Annotated in this window: 12 protein-coding genes and 4 pseudogenes; 3 read left to right on the top strand and 13 right to left on the bottom strand. The window is 55.1% G+C overall.

Annotated elements, in window-relative coordinates; all coding sequences use genetic code 11:
• Window positions 1-25: 25 nt before the first annotated feature.
• The 4 genes from PMI18_RS24835 to thrC all read right to left on the bottom strand — a co-directional run bounded on the left by PMI18_RS24835 (window position 26) and on the right by thrC (window position 4,616).
• The gene (locus tag PMI18_RS24835; RefSeq protein WP_007896169.1) at window positions 26-1,444 is read right to left on the bottom strand and encodes an aldehyde dehydrogenase family protein; all 1,419 of its coding nucleotides are present in this window, start codon (window positions 1,442-1,444) and stop codon (window positions 26-28) included.
• Window positions 1,445-1,446: 2 nt separating this feature from the next.
• Window positions 1,447-2,496 carry a homoserine dehydrogenase gene (locus PMI18_RS24840; protein ID WP_007896168.1) on the bottom strand — a complete coding sequence of 350 codons (1,050 nt, stop codon included), beginning with the start codon at window positions 2,494-2,496 and terminating at the stop codon, window positions 1,447-1,449.
• A 117-nt stretch (window positions 2,497-2,613) separates the two neighbouring features.
• On the bottom strand, window positions 2,614-3,051 hold the full coding sequence (locus PMI18_RS24845; protein WP_007896167.1) for an Lrp/AsnC family transcriptional regulator: 438 nt from the start codon (window positions 3,049-3,051) through the stop codon (window positions 2,614-2,616).
• Between the two features lie 14 nt (window positions 3,052-3,065).
• Window positions 3,066-4,616 carry a threonine synthase gene (thrC, locus tag PMI18_RS24850; protein ID WP_238542584.1) on the bottom strand — a complete coding sequence of 517 codons (1,551 nt, stop codon included), beginning with the start codon at window positions 4,614-4,616 and terminating at the stop codon, window positions 3,066-3,068.
• Here thrC and PMI18_RS24855 point away from each other — a divergent pair.
• Window positions 4,596-5,189, top strand: a complete 594-nt coding sequence (locus PMI18_RS24855; RefSeq protein WP_177319010.1) for a DinB family protein — start codon at window positions 4,596-4,598, stop codon at window positions 5,187-5,189. The two genes, thrC and PMI18_RS24855, sit on opposite strands and share 21 nt — an antisense overlap.
• A 56-nt stretch (window positions 5,190-5,245) precedes the next feature.
• On the opposite strand, the gene PMI18_RS24860 is transcribed toward PMI18_RS24855, so the two are convergent.
• Window positions 5,246-6,139, bottom strand: a complete 894-nt coding sequence (locus PMI18_RS24860; protein ID WP_007896164.1) for a dihydrodipicolinate synthase family protein — start codon at window positions 6,137-6,139, stop codon at window positions 5,246-5,248.
• Between the two features lie 29 nt (window positions 6,140-6,168).
• Window positions 6,169-6,864 carry a B3/B4 domain-containing protein gene (locus PMI18_RS24865; protein ID WP_007896163.1) on the bottom strand — a complete coding sequence of 232 codons (696 nt, stop codon included), beginning with the start codon at window positions 6,862-6,864 and terminating at the stop codon, window positions 6,169-6,171.
• A 161-nt stretch (window positions 6,865-7,025) separates the two neighbouring features.
• On the opposite strand from PMI18_RS24865, the gene PMI18_RS24870 reads away from it, so the two are divergent.
• Window positions 7,026-7,628, top strand: coding sequence for a helix-turn-helix domain-containing protein (locus tag PMI18_RS24870; RefSeq protein ID WP_007896162.1), 603 nt, complete (start codon window positions 7,026-7,028; stop codon window positions 7,626-7,628).
• A gap of 435 nt (window positions 7,629-8,063) precedes the next feature.
• On the opposite strand, the pseudogene PMI18_RS30030 reads toward PMI18_RS24870, so the two are convergent.
• From PMI18_RS30030 to PMI18_RS24880, 3 pseudogenes are all read right to left on the bottom strand, one after another.
• Window positions 8,064-8,384, bottom strand: a pseudogene (locus PMI18_RS30030) (exo-poly-alpha-D-galacturonosidase); the annotation flags it as partial.
• Window positions 8,381-8,606, bottom strand: a pseudogene (locus PMI18_RS31310) (ABC transporter ATP-binding protein); the annotation flags it as partial. The pseudogenes PMI18_RS30030 and PMI18_RS31310, both read right to left, overlap by 4 nt.
• Window positions 8,599-8,910: pseudogene (locus PMI18_RS24880) on the bottom strand (ABC transporter permease); the annotation flags it as partial. The pseudogenes PMI18_RS24880 and PMI18_RS31310, both read right to left, overlap by 8 nt.
• A gap of 46 nt (window positions 8,911-8,956) precedes the next feature.
• On the opposite strand from PMI18_RS24880, the pseudogene PMI18_RS31440 reads away from it, so the two are divergent.
• Window positions 8,957-9,085 (top strand): annotated as a pseudogene (locus PMI18_RS31440) (GntR family transcriptional regulator); the annotation flags it as partial.
• Window positions 9,086-9,111: 26 nt separating this feature from the next.
• On the opposite strand, the gene PMI18_RS24885 reads toward PMI18_RS31440, so the two are convergent.
• From PMI18_RS24885 to gabP, 4 genes are all read right to left on the bottom strand, one after another.
• A complete protein-coding gene (locus PMI18_RS24885) occupies window positions 9,112-11,235 on the bottom strand; it encodes a TonB-dependent siderophore receptor (protein ID WP_007896157.1) in 2,124 nt (707 codons plus the stop codon).
• 256 nt (window positions 11,236-11,491) lie between these two features.
• Entirely contained in the window at window positions 11,492-12,595 is a 1,104-nt protein-coding gene (locus PMI18_RS24890) for a GlxA family transcriptional regulator (protein ID WP_007896156.1), read from the bottom strand.
• A 378-nt stretch (window positions 12,596-12,973) separates the two neighbouring features.
• Window positions 12,974-14,065 (bottom strand): GlxA family transcriptional regulator, encoded by a 1,092-nt coding sequence (locus PMI18_RS24895; RefSeq protein WP_007896155.1) that lies wholly within the window; start codon window positions 14,063-14,065, stop codon window positions 12,974-12,976.
• A gap of 113 nt (window positions 14,066-14,178) precedes the next feature.
• Entirely contained in the window at window positions 14,179-15,585 is a 1,407-nt protein-coding gene (gabP, locus tag PMI18_RS24900) for a GABA permease (RefSeq protein WP_007896154.1), read from the bottom strand.
• Between the last annotated feature and the right edge of the window lie 469 nt (window positions 15,586-16,054).

Here is a 16,054-nt window from a genome sequence, read left to right as displayed (position 1 = left end):
TTCATTCTTGAGTCGAGCGAGCTGTTTAGCTTCCACTCACACCGTTAATACAAATGACCTTGGGCTGCGTCATGTCTTCGTAAGCGAAACGTACGCCCTCACGGCCCATGCTCCCGTACTTGAAACCGCCGAAAGGCATTGCATCAAAGCGATAGTCGGAAGAATCATTGATCATCACCCCGCCCGCCTCCAGTCGTTTGGCCGCTGTCATTGCAACGTTCAGATTGCTGGTGAAGATCCCGGCATGCAGGCTGTATTCAGGTTCGTTAGCCAGCGTCAATGCCTCGTCCAAGGACGCAACGCTCTGGAGGATGACCACCGGGCTGAACACTTCTTCGCACCACAACTTGCAATGGCGGTCGACACGTTCCAGCACGGTCGGTGAATAGAGCGAGCCATTACGCGTATTGCCACACAACAAGGTGGCGCCTTTGGCAATGGCGTCATTGACCACCTCTTCGGTACGCTTGGCTGACGCCTCGGTAATCATCGGCCCCACGTCCGTCTGCTCGTCAGCAGGGTTGCCGACGATCAACTGCCGGGTCTGTTCAACAAAGCGCGTTTTGAAGACTTCGTAGAGTGGGGCCTCGATGAGGATCCGCTGAGTACCGATGCAGTTTTGACCAGCTGCCCAGAAGGCGCCCGACACGCATGAATCGACTGTTTCATCCAAATCACAATCAGCCATCACGATGACCGGTGCATTACCGCCAAGGTCCATCGCCAGTTTCTTGAGGCCGGCTGTGCGAGCGATCTGCTCACCGGTGACAAAGCCGCCCGTGAACGACACCATGCGCACCGCACGGTGGGCCACCAGAGCCTTGCCCAGCGCGGCGCCGCCTGTAGCGACGGTGACGACAACCGGAGGCAGGCCCGCGTCGATCAAGCACTCCACCAGTTTGATCGCTGATAGCGGTGTGAGCTCAGACGGTTTGAGAACAACCGCATTTCCCCCCGCAATGGCAGGTCCCAATTTATGCGCAACCAGATTAAGCGGGTCGTTGTAAGGCGTGATGGCGACGATTACGCCCAACGCTTCACGCGTGAACCACCCCTGACGGGATTCAGACCCGACATAGGCATCAAAAGGGATGACTTCACCGGCATTACGCTTGGCTTCTTCGGCAGACAACTTCAAGGTGTTGACGCAGCGCAACACCTCCTTTCGCGCCTGCTTCAGTGTTTTTCCCGACTCCGCGACGATCAGTTTGGCAAAGGAGTCCTTGTCACGCTCGACTGAGCCTGCGGCTTTTTCCAATATGCGCGCGCGTTCATGTCGCGGCAGATCCTTGGCAATCAAAGCACCCGAAATAGCGGTGTCGACTATTGTGGTGGCTGATGATGCAGGTATGTCTGCCACTTCACCCACCTTGCTGCCGTCAAACGGGCTGAGCACCGTAATGGCCTTATAATCAGCAGCGAGCGAGAGACTCAAGCTATTCATGATTACTTACCTGACGTGGTTTTGTGGTTGTGAATGCTCACGATATCGGCGAGCAATGCGAAGGCGGTTTCAAAACGACCTGCCCCTGCCCCCACTACGGTGACGGGACCGAGAATGGCGGTACTGAACGTGATTGCGTTGGTGGCTCCGCTCACTGCTGAGAGTGCGTCGCTCGATGGCAATAGCTGTGGACTCACCGAGGCCGAAATCGAGCCATCGCTCCGTTTCTCTGCACTGCCAATCAGCTTCCAACGGGCATTCACTTTCGTTGCCTCGGCGATATCCTTGGCCGTGATTTCAGAGATCCCTTTGCACAAGACATCGCTTGGTTTGAGTTTTGCGCCCAGTAGTTCATTGGCGAGGATGACGACCTTCAAGCGCACATCGTGCCCTTCTACATCCGCTGTTGGATCGGCTTCGGCATAACCCAACTCCTGGGCTTTTGCGACAGCACTCGAGAAGTCCAACCCCGTCTCCATGCTGGAGAGGACAAAGTTTGACGTGCCGTTGAGGATCCCTTTGAAGCCGGTGATTTCCGAGCCTGCCAGTGACTCCTTGGCCAAACGGATAACCGGGGTTCCGCTCATGACAGAACCTTCAAATTCAAAGCGGGCACCGGCGCTATCGGCCAGCGTCTTCAAGCTTTGCGCATGCAGCGCCACGGGCCCTTTGTTGGTGGTCACGACACTGACGCCCTTCTCCAACGCCCAGCGGCAGAAGGTAGTAGCCGGCTCACCATCCACAGGATTGGTGAAGGTTGCTTCAGCCACAATATCGGCACCTGAGAAACGGATGACGGTTTCGTTCGCCGGTTCAGCACTGCCGCCGGGTAGCGTCCTGAAGCCGCCTTTAGCAGCAGGCACTGCAGCCAATTCATGAGCATCCAAGCCGTCTTTGTTAATGATTGAGCCGAGGTAAAGGTCACTGACACCGACAATCTTCAACGTGAAACCTAACTCATCGGCCCAGCGCGAATTCTTATCGGCAATAAGCTGAGTCAGTGCGCGGTTAACACCACCAAAACCAAGCAACGCAATTTTGTATTCAGTCACGACAGGGTTCTCATTGTTATGTTGTGGTGCTGAGATAGTAATCCGCCAATTTAACTTTACGAATATGGCAAACAGAACGTTGTTACGAGCAAAATGCTCGCACAACGGCACAACTTGCTACTTTGTGCTGGATAGCACAAAAGATGTCACGGTATTCAGGACACCCGGCAGCGCAGAAATCTCACTCCATACCCTGTGGATTCGATCTGCATTCATCGCCTGAACCGTCAACACAATATCGAGGTCACCACTCATCACATTGCAGGAAATGACTTCAGGCATTGCCCCGACGGAGCGAACAACTTCTGAATCCCGCATACGGTCCTGACGATAAACAAAGATCAACGCATTAATGGGCCCTACATCGGCTGAGGGTATACCTTTAATAATTGTGTACCCCCGGACATAACCATCGCGCTCCAATCGCTCAATCCGAAGCCTGACTGCGTTCCTGGACAAATTAACTTTCATGGCAATATCGTTGTGGGCCAACCGTGCATTTCGGGTGAGTTCTTCCAAAATCTTCTCATCAACTTTATCTAAAACACGTTTCATCTCTGGCTCCGAACTTATAACGAGTGAGACTCCGTGTCTTTGGATAAGGCCCTGACCAGCGAGGTCAGCGCCCCGATGTCGTTAGGAATTGAAGTACAGTCTTGTTCGGTGAATGCAGGAGCGCCGCCTGTATTCAGGTGGCCGAAAATCTCCGACTTATCGGTTGCAGCGCCAATCTTCGAGGGATGCGTCGTCGCCAGGCAAACCATGGGGATCAGCAAGCTGCGCCTGCTCACACGTGCAGCGCGCAAGCCGATAGCGGTATTGGGGCTGACGAGATACCCACTCTGTGCAAAGACCTCATGAATACAACTGAATGCATCCGCATCGTCCACAGCCAGTGAGTCAAACAATTTGCGCGCCTCCAACCATTCATCCTGCTCTAAGTGGATGGTGCCCTCTCCTTCTAACAACTGCATATTACGAGCTACTTTTTCTCCACATCGATTTAAAATACTCCACTGCAAGCGCTCAAAATTAGAGGCCAATGAAACATTCATAGTGGGAGTTTTGGTAGTACGAATCTCATGTCGACTGTACAGATTCGATTGGAGAAAGTGATGCAGGCCGGCGTTGGCATTCGTGGCAACGATTAGCTGTCGAATGGGCAGCCCCATTTGTTTGGCAATATAACCAGCGTACAGCGCACCAAAATTCCCAGTCGGCACACTGAAAGCAACTTCTCTTTTAGGCGCGCCGAGCTGAAGTGCGGAATAGAAATAGAAGGACAGGTGCGCAAGTACGCGAACCCAATGCACTGAGTTGAACGAAACAAGATGCTGCTGCGCATCATTATTTTGTTTTAAAAACTGCTCACACAAACGATGGCAATCAGAATAATCTCCGTCGATCGCAATATTGACTACATTGCCTTCCTCCACACTCAGTAAGCGTCGGCGATCCTCCGCCGTTAGTCCCTTGGAAGGATGCAACACCAACAAAGTAACGCCCTTCATTCCCGAAAATGCTTTTATTGCAGCTGCTCCAGTATCTCCGCCTGTGCAACCTACAATCAGAGCCTTCTTCCCAGACTTCAGTAAATCGTGATTGATAAAGCGAGACATTAATTGAAGACCAAAATCTTGATAGGCGCCTGAAGGCCCATGAAACAACTCGAGTATCCACTCGTTACTTGCCGTCTGGTAAAGCGGTGCCACTGCGTTGTTTGTAAAACAATCAAAGGTCTCCTCAAGCATCCGAGATAGCTGATCTTGCTCGACCCAGCCCCCCAGAAAGGGCTCGATTACATGGTGAGCCAATTCGTGAAAGGGCAGCCACTCAAGTTTTGAGAGTTCCTCCTTTTTTAAACGGGGCACCTTGCGCGGCACGTACAAGCCACCGTCAGGCGCATACGACCCCATCAGGACCTCGCTGAATTCAAATGTTCTACCAGGCGTCCGTGTGCTGACGTACTTCATGGTCCAAGACACCCTCAAGCCATTTTCGAGCGGATCACCTGCAAGGTGATGCTCTGTGGAATTCAATGCGGCGGTTTTAATCGCCTTTGATCCAGCTTCACTCCATTGACTATTAAAGTCAATATAGTGACCATCGTATCTCTTCAACGGTATTCCGTTCCGTTGCACGAAAACGCCTTTGTCCTTGCTCTTGTGGTGCGCCAAGGGCCGCCAACGCTTAGAAAATGGGAGAAAATCATGTGTGCCAAGAACCTGCTGCACTCGCTTTATCAGTACAAGGCATGGTCTGAGGAGGCGCTTTTCAGTTGCTTGAAAGCGCCCATAGCAAAGTCCTTTCCGATGGAAATGGAGGAAGCCTGCTACTGGCTCAGGCACATCAACATCGTGGACCAGTTGTTCATCGCCAGACTGCAAGGAAAACCGGAGGAATTTGACGACGTCGTCACTGAGCAACGGCAAGACATTCGCCAGCTGGAAGAGGCATTTACAAAGGCAAATCAATGGTTTGTTGACTATACGAAATCAGTCACTGCAACGGAGCTGTCTGACCCGGTAGCGTTTATCTTCAAGGACGGCAAACCCGGCAACATGACCAGGGAGCAAATCCTCGCTCATGTCCTTTCTCATGGCCTGCAACATCGGGGGGCTGTTGGCACGATCCTGCCAAGGGAGATTCTGGAGGGGCACCAGGATCATTTCACAACGTTTTTGAAGCTGTAAATATCGCAACATCTGCCTCATCCGCCACGGGTGAGGCAGAATTTCCCTGTCGATATTCAGCTCAATTCAAGCACTTCAATCACCGCAGCAATTTGCTCACGCCCTTCCCCATCAATGGTTCTGAGCGGCAGTGGCACACTCGGAGAGTGAGTAAACCCGCGAAGCTCCGCCGCTGTCGCCATCACGCGAAAGCTACCGCCAAATTGGCTGAACAAAGCCCAGAGCGGCTTCAAGGATTCGGAAAGGCGCGTGGCTTCACAGGCGTCACCTGACAATGCTGCTCGCGTGATGGCGAGCGCTGTATTGGGGAACAAACCGCCCATGACCGAGTACCAGGCATCGCAGCCCGCATTCATACCAAGAGCGGCAAATGCATCGCCGCTTATTCCGATAGTCACGTGACTCGGAATCAATTTTCGCAGGCGTTCCACGCGCTCCCTGGCCACGTGCGGCGCGTCGGGGACGCCAGGGATTTTGATTGACCTGACATTGGGTAGCTCTGCAATACGCCCGTGTAACTCATCGGTAAATTCGAAATGGGTGGTACCAGGATTGTCATAGACACATAGCGGGACTGAGATGTTGGCCGTAACCATTTCGTACATCGAAAAAACATCGTCCTGAGACAGTTTTTGATACGACACGGGTGGCAGCAACAAGGCTTGGACGCCCACGTCTTGCGCATCCTCGGCCAGCAGCAAAACGTCGCGTGTACGCAGCGCTCCGATGCTCACCATCACAGGAACACCCTCCGCCGCCTCTACTGCCAACTGCGCAACTCGAGAACGTTCGGCTCGAGAAAGATACGCATAACTTCCGGTGGATCCGAGAGCCCCGATGGAATCTACTTTCGCCGCCACCAGTTGCTGCACAAGACGGGTAAAAGCATTTTCGTCCACACCCTGCTCATCCATAGGCGTCAGAGGAAATGCACTAAGGCCGGTAAACATCGTCATCACTCCTTGCAGTGGCTTGTCGACTATTTGGCCCCAGGACCAATCAGTGAGCATTCGATCTGGACGCCTGGCATCATTTGCTGCAACCCTTCGATCAGCTTGTCCCCCGCTTCCGTCAAGGCTTCAAGCGGCATCGCCGGCAAACTCTCCAAAATGAACCACATGCTCTTCGCGTCAGCATCGAGACGGGTTCTGACACCTTGCCGCCAATTCCAGCGACGGCAGGTCACGCCTTTGTCATCGCGCCAGACAACCTCGCCGGGGTCTGGATATTCGAAAGCAGGAGCGCCCTCTTTCATGGTGTCAAAAGGCTCGGTGCCATCTGCGACTACCAGCCGTGGGGAGCCCACATACGCTTCAATGTTTTCCCCGCCAACAGGGATGGCGTACTCAATACTGATTGCGTTGTAGAGATCGACGATGGGATCCAGGCTAGGCAAGCTTCCGTCACGTAAAACCCGTTTACGCAGCGCCTCAGCTGAACAAGGCGTACGCTGCGGCTTGGCGCCGAACTTTCGGAATGTCTCCGCCCATGCGGCCAGGTGAGCTTCTCCCCAGCTTGGCCCACCTTCCTGCACAGCCTTGCAAGCACGGTCCAGGGCTGCCTGAGCAACCTCAGGATGGGTCAGTGACGCAGCTTCCACCACAATGCTCAGGGCCCTGAACTCCGGAGCCAATTCTGCAACGGCTTGATCGATCAACGGCAGTACGGACAGCATCAAAAACCTCCAGGAATCCAAATGTCATTTCATGCTAGTCAGTGACGACCAATAAAGTCAATATAATGACCAATATCATCTACTATAACGCGTGTGCAGATTGACGGGGCGATTGGTAAAGGCCGAGAATCCCCACACATTTTTTCTCATGACCCTCATCAATGACCACGAATACCAGCCTGTCGACTACCCCTGGTGCTGACGCTCAAGCCGTCAGCCTGGCCGTCGCGCGCACGCTCAAACAGGCGCGCAAAGCACAGAAGATCACGTTGGATGAGCTTTCTCGCCGCTCAGGGGTGAGCAAAGGAATGGTCGTCGAAATAGAGAAATGTACGGCGAACCCCAGTATCGGCATCCTTTGCAAAATCGCCGCCGCGCTTGGCCTGTCCGTTGCAGACATCGTCAATGTGACCGAAGCCCCATCCGCCCATATCATCGACAGTCAAGACATCCCCACGCTCTGGACCGGGGACCTGGGAGGAACGGCGCGGCTTCTGGCGGGAACGTCCGGTCCTAATATGATCGAGCTGTGGCGTTGGGAAATGCACCCAGGCGAATCTTTCGCTTCACAGGGGCATCCTCAGGGCACGCTTGAGCTGTTTCATGTGGAGAAAGGCACGCTGAAATGCGTGGTAGGGGAAACAGAGCTGGTCATCCCTGCGGGGAGTTCGGCAGTGGCCAAAACCGATGTACCTCACTCCTATTCCAATGCCGGCAGATCCAAGTTGGTGTTCACCATGTCCGTGACGGAGATGCATCAATAGATATCCGGTGGACTGGCAGCCAGTGAACATCTGCAAGGCGTGCGAACCATCCAATTTCAAAAAGGCGGTGCCACCGAAAACCATCAAGTCCCACGCAGGATCACCGCCAGGGCGCGCACTCGCAATTGCTCGTGCATCACATGCAACCGGGGGCAAAACTGGGGGCATATTTGAAATTTTTTTGCCTGAGAACATTGCTCTAGAGCCCAGTCAAAATGTTCTTTGGGGACCCCGATAGCCTGTAATGGCTGATACCTCGAGCAACAAAGACTTCACGGGCAGCCGTTATGCCGTCCAATGCGCTTGGGAGTCCGGCCATACCGTCATTTGCAATGATTACATCAATCACAGACTCCGCCCCTTGTGTCGATGCCCGAGAATCGTTCAGGTATACAAACATTGCCAAGCGCCATCCAGCTCAAAGGCAAGCAACGACTATGGCGGCGTCGGGTCCATCGCGTTGAAAGACAAACCCTGGCTATTACTCACTTGCCATGAATTTCCCCCGCCCGTCTCGCTGAATACAACGCTGTCGAACTGCGAATCCTTCAACCCATCGATCTGCACCTTGGTCGGGCCGCTGAAGCGTACGCGTTCGAACACCAGGCCCTGATGATAGGCGTTGCTCCGGCTATCGCCCTTGACCTCGATCGCCTTGCCTTGCGCATTCTCGACGCTCACATCAGCGACTCGGATATCCCGGAATTGCCCCGGGACTGTTGAACGCGGGTAATCCAGTTTGGCGTTCGGGTCGTTGCGGATATGCACCTTTTTGAGCATTTCCATTACCCGCTCACGGGCCTCGCTGCGACTGGCCTTATGGTGAGCCAGGTATGCCTCGGCAATCTGGTCGCCGACCTTGACCACCGGGTTCAGCGAGTACTTGGGGTCTTGCATGATCATCGAGATGCGCTGTCCGCGAATCTTTTGCATGACTTTTTCACTGGCCGACAGCAAATCGACTTCACCGGCGGATAATCACCGACGACATGCACATCGGGACGATGTGCCGCAGAATAATTCGCGATGTCGAAGCACCTTGCAGCTCGACCGCCACGACGAAATCCGCCTTGCGCAACGACAGGGTTTCGGCCCGTGCCAGCCGCGCAATCGGCGGCCAGGAGGTCAAGGCAATCGCCACCACCGCGTGTTCGAGGCCAGGGCCCAGGGCCGCGATAAACGCCAGCGCCAGTACCAGGCTGGGGAAAGAAATGAAGATGTCGGTCAAGCGCATGAAGACCGTGTCCACGAGGCCACCGTAATAGCCGGAGACCGTGCCAAATGCCGCGACCACCACCAACAGCATCGCGACCAGCAGCCCGGCCAGGGTCATGGAGCGCACCTCATATTTTGCCAACGGCCGCTGCTGCGACCGTACGACCTTTTACATCCGCCCGGAACGTTATGCCTTTGTCCTCAGTGGCGTCTTCAAGTCCAGACCCGCACAGGCCGATTGATCGTGCGGGCGCTACCTGTCTACCAGTTACAACGTGTACGAGAAACCCATTTGCACGGTTCTCGGCGCGCCCGGATAGGCGTAAACGTTGCCAAAGGCGCCTTCATCATAGTGGCTGTCGAACACATTCTTCAGGTCGAGGTTAAGCCGCAGGTGCTCGTTGACTTTGTAAAAGCTGAGCAGGTCGAACACCTCGTAGCTATCCATGGAGAAGGCATTGGCCGCAGTCTGGCCGGCGCGCTCGTCGACATACTTGGCGCCCAGTCCCAGGCCCAGTCCTTTGAGGCCTCCGCCCTGAAACTCGTAGACGTTCAGCAGGCTGAAACTGTTGCGCGGAATGTTCATCAGGCGGGTGCCTGACTTCAGCACGTTGTCCTGGGTGACCTCGGCATCCACGTAGGCGTAGCCACCGATCATGCGCCACTCCGGGGTGAGGTTGCCGGCCACGTTCAGATCAAAGCCACGGCTACGAACTTCACCCGCCGCAACGCTGAAGGTCGAGTCCACCGGATCTGTCGTCAGGACATTGCGTTTTTCGATCTGATACACCGCAGCATCCACGCTTAGCTGACGATCAAGGGCCTGCCATTTGACGCCCACCTCGTAGGATTTGCCTTCTTCAGGTTTGAAGCCGCCGCCCGTTCGACTGGCACCGCTGTTGGGCTTGAAGGACCGCGCCGTGTCGGCATAGATCGCCACTGTCGGGGTCAGATCGTAGATCAGTCCCAGGCGCGGGGTGACAGCGTTGTCGCTGTTGGTCCAGCTCACACCGTTGACGAGGTTGTTGTCGTAATCATGTTCGAAGCGTTCGAAACGTACGCCTGCCAAGACTTTCAAGCGCTCGGTCAGCGTTACCTGATCTTGCACGAACGCGGCATAGGTCTTGAGGTTTTCCTGATCATTGGTGGTGGTGCGGGTCAGGGCTGGACGCGGCTGGCCATAGACCGGATCAAAAATATCGATAGGGTAGGCACTCACCGCCCCACTGGAACGACGGATGATCGACTTGTAATCGTAATCCTCATACTCGATGCCCGTGAGCAACGTGTGGTCGAATCCGGCCGTGGATAAATGCCCGGTCAGGTTCAACTGCACATCCCGGTCACGCCATTCCAGTTTGCGGTAATTGAAGTTGCGTCCCAACGTTCGGCCGTCGGCAGCGACCCCGTTGCCTTCAATGGCATTGCCTTGCAGACTGCCGTCGAGAAATTGCGTGCCGCCGCCCAAAGTCCAGTTGTCGTTCAGGAAATGTTCGAAACGAAGTTGCGCCATGTTGTTGTCGTTGTGCAGCTTGCCGATATCCTTCTCACCGAAAAAAGTATCCCGCGACGCGACACCGATCTGATTGCGATAGCGGGTCACACCCCGATCGAGCGGCGCGTTGTTGCGCATGAAATCGCCTTCGAAGGTGATACGGGTAGTGTCGTTGACCTGCCAACCGAGGACCGGCGCCACACCGTAGCGCTCGTTTTCGACGTGATCACGAAAGGTGTCGCCACCCTCGCCTATCACGTTCAGCCGATAGGCCAGTCGCCCTTCATCATCCAGCGGTCCTGAGGCATCCATCGTTGCGCGACGCATGCCCTGATCATTGAGCTGGCTGCCCAGGGTGACGGTGCGCTCGGCCAGGGGTTGTTTGGACACCACGTTGAAGGTGCCGCCTGGGTCGCCACGGCCGTAGAGCGTGGTGGCTGGCCCGCGCAGGACCTCCAGGCGCTCGATGGTATTGGCATCGGGCATGTTCGGATAACCGCGGTTGATCGGGAAACCGTTGCGGTAGAACTCACCGGTAGTAAAGCCACGCACGGTGAAAGTGGTCAGGCCCTGGCCACCGAAATTGTTCGCGCGGCCCACGCCTCCGGCGTAATCGAGAGCGTCTTGCAAGCGGGTGGCGCCGAGGTCTTCCACGACATCCCGGGTGACCACGCTGATCGATTGTGGGGTTTCATGAATCGGAGTGTCGGTGCGTGTCGCACTGGCGGAACGGGTCGCTCGATACCCCTGGACCGGGCCCTGGGCCGGCTCTTCGAATGTGCCGTTGATGTCGATCGCTTGTAACTCTATTGACGCAGGATCAGTCGGTGCCTGGTCAGCCCAGGTGGTCTGGGAAATGGCTTGAATCACACACAGAGAAACGAGAGTTCGACGCATCGACATACAACCTTGAGAAGATGCCGGGCACTTCAGGAGCTCGGCGAGAATTGACAGCAAATAATATCAATTCCCATTCTCAGCAGGTACTTTTTTATCTCGCCAAAATAGTGAAAAAGTTGCGAAATCAACGCGTATGATCAACGTCGCCAGGTACATCAGTGATGCAATAGCCTAATAAAGCCTCTCATCGTATAGGCTTTGAAAGGCCGGAAAATCCTGAGTAATGAGTTCAAAAGTCCATCGCGATATAGTTTTATACCCGAACGCTGGCAAACGTTGATTCGTTGCGAGCTTGGCCGAGCGCCGACGACGGGTCGGACAACGGTGACAGCCCCAGCGCTTGTGGCAGCGGTATCATTGCCACTTGTTGCGTGGTGTTGGAACCCACACGCTCGTCGCGTGGTGGAATGCCGTAGTACTCGCGGTAGCACTTGGAGAAGTGCGGTGTGGACACGAAGCCACACACCGACGCCACTTCGATGATCGACATGGGGGTTTGCTTGAGCAGTTGTCGGGCGCGAATCAGGCGCAGTTTCAAGTAATAGCGGGACGGTGAGCAGTGCAGGTATTTCTGAAACAACCGTTCCAGCTGACGCCGCGACACGGAGACAAAGACTGCCAGTTCGTCGAGGTCGATCGGTTCTTCGAGGTTGGCGTCCATCAGCGCCACGATCTCCTGCAACTTTGGCTGGTTGGTGCCAAGCATGTGCTTGAGCGGCACACGCTGGTGATCCTGCTCGTTGCGGATGCGCTCGTAGACGAACATCTCCGAAATCGCCGCCGACAGTTCACGGCCGTGATCGCGGCTGATCAGGTGCAGCATCATGTCCAGTGGCGCGGTGCCACCGGAGCTGGTGAAACGGTTACGGTCCAGGGTGAACAGTCGTGTACTCATGACTACTCGCGGGAAGGCTTCCTGCATGGACGCCAGAAACTCCCAGTGAACACTGCAATCGTAACCGTCGAGCAAACCGGCAACCGCAAGGGCCCAGCTGCCGGTGCACACGGCGCCCAGGTGCTTGGACTGACGCGCCTGACTCTGTAGCCACGATACATGCGCGCGGGTTACGGAGCGTTGAATACCGACACCACCGCAAACAAAGATGGTGTCCATGGCAGGCGCATTGTGCATCGAGGTGTCTGGGGTGATCTGCAAGCCGTCGCTGGCCAAGACCTTGTTTCCGTCGGCAGTGAGGGTCGTCCAGCGATACAGTTCGCGACCGGACAATTGGTTAGCCATGCGCAGAGGCTCCACCGCGGAAGCCAGAGAAATCAGTGTGAAATTGTCCAACAGCAGAAAGCCGATGGATTGAGGCGCACGGTTCTGGGGCTTCGCCCCGGAGTTGAAGGTCGTCATTACAGTAACTCCTCACCCCAAACAGGTTGGCCTCAGGCGCAGGCTCTTTTTATTGCCCTCCAAAACAGGCCGGACTATTTATAATTTTAGTGCAAAAATCACGCCGCAGTTGAATAGACTTCCAATCAATTCAAAAAACGACATGTCGATGCTTCTATATGGAGAGTCGCAAGAACGAAGGTTAAAAGCGAAACGGATCGACCTGGTAAACCTGCTTATAATCTGCGAGCAATTGGGTAGCAGTCATGGAGGATACTTGGAAACGAGAACTTGCTTGTTACCGACAGGCACAGGCGGTTTTTTTGAACAACGCAACGCCGGTTACAACAAAACGTCATAACAATGGAAACTCCAGAAACAGGCCATCAACCAGATTGTTCAGGGCTTCAAAATTTTGATACTTGCGAATGTTGACTCATCGCGCGCCTGATCCAGCAAACTCATCGGCCTTGCCAATGGCAATGCCTGTACAACCGGTCTTGATGTCATTTGCGGTTGTGCTTGCGCTACCAAGCGCTCGTCACTGGGTGGAATGCCGAAGTACTCGCGATAGCACTTTGAAAAATGAGGGGTGGACACAAACCCACACACCACCGACAACTCTACAATCGAAATCGGCGTTTGCTTGAGCAACTGACGCGCACGGATCAGGCGCAGTTTGAGGTAATACCGCGAAGGCGAGGAATGCAGGTATTTCTGGAATAAACGCTCCAGCTGTCGACGGGACAAGCTGACGTAAGTCGCCAGTTCGTCGAGGTCGATCGGCTCTTCCAGATTGGCCTCCATCAAGGCGACGATTTCCTGCAACTTCGGTTGGTGGGTACCGAGCATGTGCTTAAGTGGCACTCGTTGATGATCCTGCTCGTTGCGGATTCGCTCGTAGACGAACATGTCGGAGATGGCCGCTGACAGTTCATGACCATGATCGCGACTGATCAGGTGCAGCATCATGTCCATTGGCGCGGTTCCACCAGAGCTGGTGAAGCGGTCTCGGTCAAGGGTGAATAGACTGGAGCTGAGATTCACTCGCGGAAAAGCTTCCTGCATGGCCGCCAGAAATTCCCAGTGCACGCTGCAGTCGAAGCCATCGAGCAAGCCTGCCTGAGCCAAGGCCCAACTCCCTGTGCACACGCCCCCTATCCGCTTCGCGCGCCGCGCCTGGGCTCGCAACCAGGTAATGTGCTCACGGGTCACCGCGCTTTGAATGCCAATGCCACCGCAGACGATCACGGTATCCAGTATCGGGGCGTTATTGATCGCTGCATCCGGAGTGATTGGCATGCCATCGCTTGCCCATACCCGCTCGCCCCCCAAGCTGAACGTGTGCCATTGGTACAGCTCTTGACCGGCCAACTGATTGGCCATTCGTAGTGGCTCTATGGCAGATGCCAAAGAGATCAAAGTGAATTGGTCCAGCAGCAAGAAACCAATGGTTTGGGGAGGAGCGGCCTTGGAGGTGTCGTATGCCATCGAAGTTTTTTCTCGCAGTGAGCGGTAATGGCCCGCGGCGCTGGCGGCGTTAACCGCCCCGCCACTGCTGGCGCACTGATAAGATCGCAAGCAGGTTTATGCAGATAGAGCTGCTATGCACTTTCAGCCGACACTGCACTGCGCGGTTGCCCATGCTGACGCGTGGTCACAAGGCCGATAAAGGAAATCACCAGTGCCAGGCCTATGGTCGAAGAAACTTCCATACGGTGCTCGGGCGTCACCATCATCACCGCCAACGCTGCGCAGATGAAGGCGATGACCAACCAGGTAAGCCAGGGGAACAACCACATCTTGAAGGTCAGCGTGACATTCTGCCGAAGCAGAATTTTGCGCATGCGCAGTTGCGACACTGCGATAACCAGGTACACCAGCAAGGCAATGGCGCCGGAGCTGGCGAGCAGAAACTGAAACAGTCCGGCGGGCATGAAGTAGCTGAACAAAGTCACGCCGGCACCCAGTACGGTGCTGGCGATCACCGCTGCCCTCGGCACGCCATCCGACGATGTCACCTTCAGCGGCTTCGGTGCATCACCGCGCTTGCCCAGCGAAAACAGCATGCGCGAGGCAATATAGATCGACGAGTTCATGCAGCTGGCCACGGCAATCAACACCACCACATCTACCATTAACTTGGCGTGGGGAATGTTCATCAGTTCCAACGCTCGCTGGTAAGAGCCCACCGACGCCAGCAACGGATCATTCCAGGGCACCACGGAAATGACCACGAAAATGGACAGCAAGTAGAACACCCCGATGCGCCAGATCACCGAGCGTGTAGCTTTGGCGATGTTCTGCGCCGGGTTGCTGGATTCGGCAGCTGCAATGGTCACCGCTTCTGTACCGATGAAGCTGAACATGATGGTGATGAAAGCCCCGACAACTGCAGACAAACCGTTGGGCGCGAAACCACCATGTTCCTCCATGAGTCGACTCAACCCGCTGGCTTCGCGCTCGGGAATCCACCCCATCAACACCGCAAAACCAAGACCGATAAAGCCGATGATCGCCACGACTTTGGCCATCGCGAACCAGAATTCGAACTCGCCGTATTTGGACACGCTGAACAGGTTAGTCACGACCAACAGGATGATCGACGTCAAGGCAAACAACCAGGTATCGATCTGCGGGAACCATTGGTTCAATACATGCCCGGCCGCGAGCGCCTCGATGGGTATCACCAGCACCCAGAACCACCAATACAGCCAGCCGATGGTGAAGCCTGCCCAACGCCCGATTGCCTGGTCGGCGTAGGTAGAGAAAGATCCGGTGTCTGGATTGGCAACCGCCATTTCGCCCAGCATGCGCATGACCAGAACGACCAAAAGGCCGGAGAACAGATAAGCCAGCAATACCGCCGGCCCCGCGGCAGCGATGGCATGTCCGGAGCCCACAAACAAACCGGCGCCGATAATCCCCGCGATAGAAAGCATGGTGACGTGACGCGGCTTGAAACCCTGCGCCAACTGACCGTTCGAATCTTTGGAGTTCAGGCTATTCATTGTTTTTTTTGTTCTCTGGTGATCGACGTTAGGGCGTACTGACTGAGGGTCAGGCGATCATCATTTATCCCTGTTGCCGCGTCTCGAACGCGGCGCACCTCAAACGCTCCCAAGTTTCTAAATCAGGCATCACGGCTGCACACGGCCATGAAGTGACGCGTCACCTTACGCGTTCTCTCTTGAAAGAAAATGGTCTGAGCACGCCATTTTTGAGTCTGATTTCGACAGGCACTACGTCTCGCATTTTATTGATATAGGGGGCAGCACCGGTCGCCATCAGGAACGCACAGCGACATCAGGGCTTGCTCACCGACTCGGTGGGGCAAAATGCTTTGAATGCGACCATCCACCCTATAACGCGCGACCTGCAAAGGATTAAAAAGGCTTAGTGCGACATTCCGTCACAGGGTGGCTTGTGGTTAATTTTCCCTCCCTGCTCATAATCCCTGAAGGGCACAAAGTTCGCCTG

This window comes from Pseudomonas sp. GM102 (assembly GCF_000282555.1).
GTDB lineage: Bacteria > Pseudomonadota > Gammaproteobacteria > Pseudomonadales > Pseudomonadaceae > Aquipseudomonas.
Note: the sequence above shows the minus strand (reverse complement) of the source record. Positions and strands in the feature narration are given on the sequence as shown.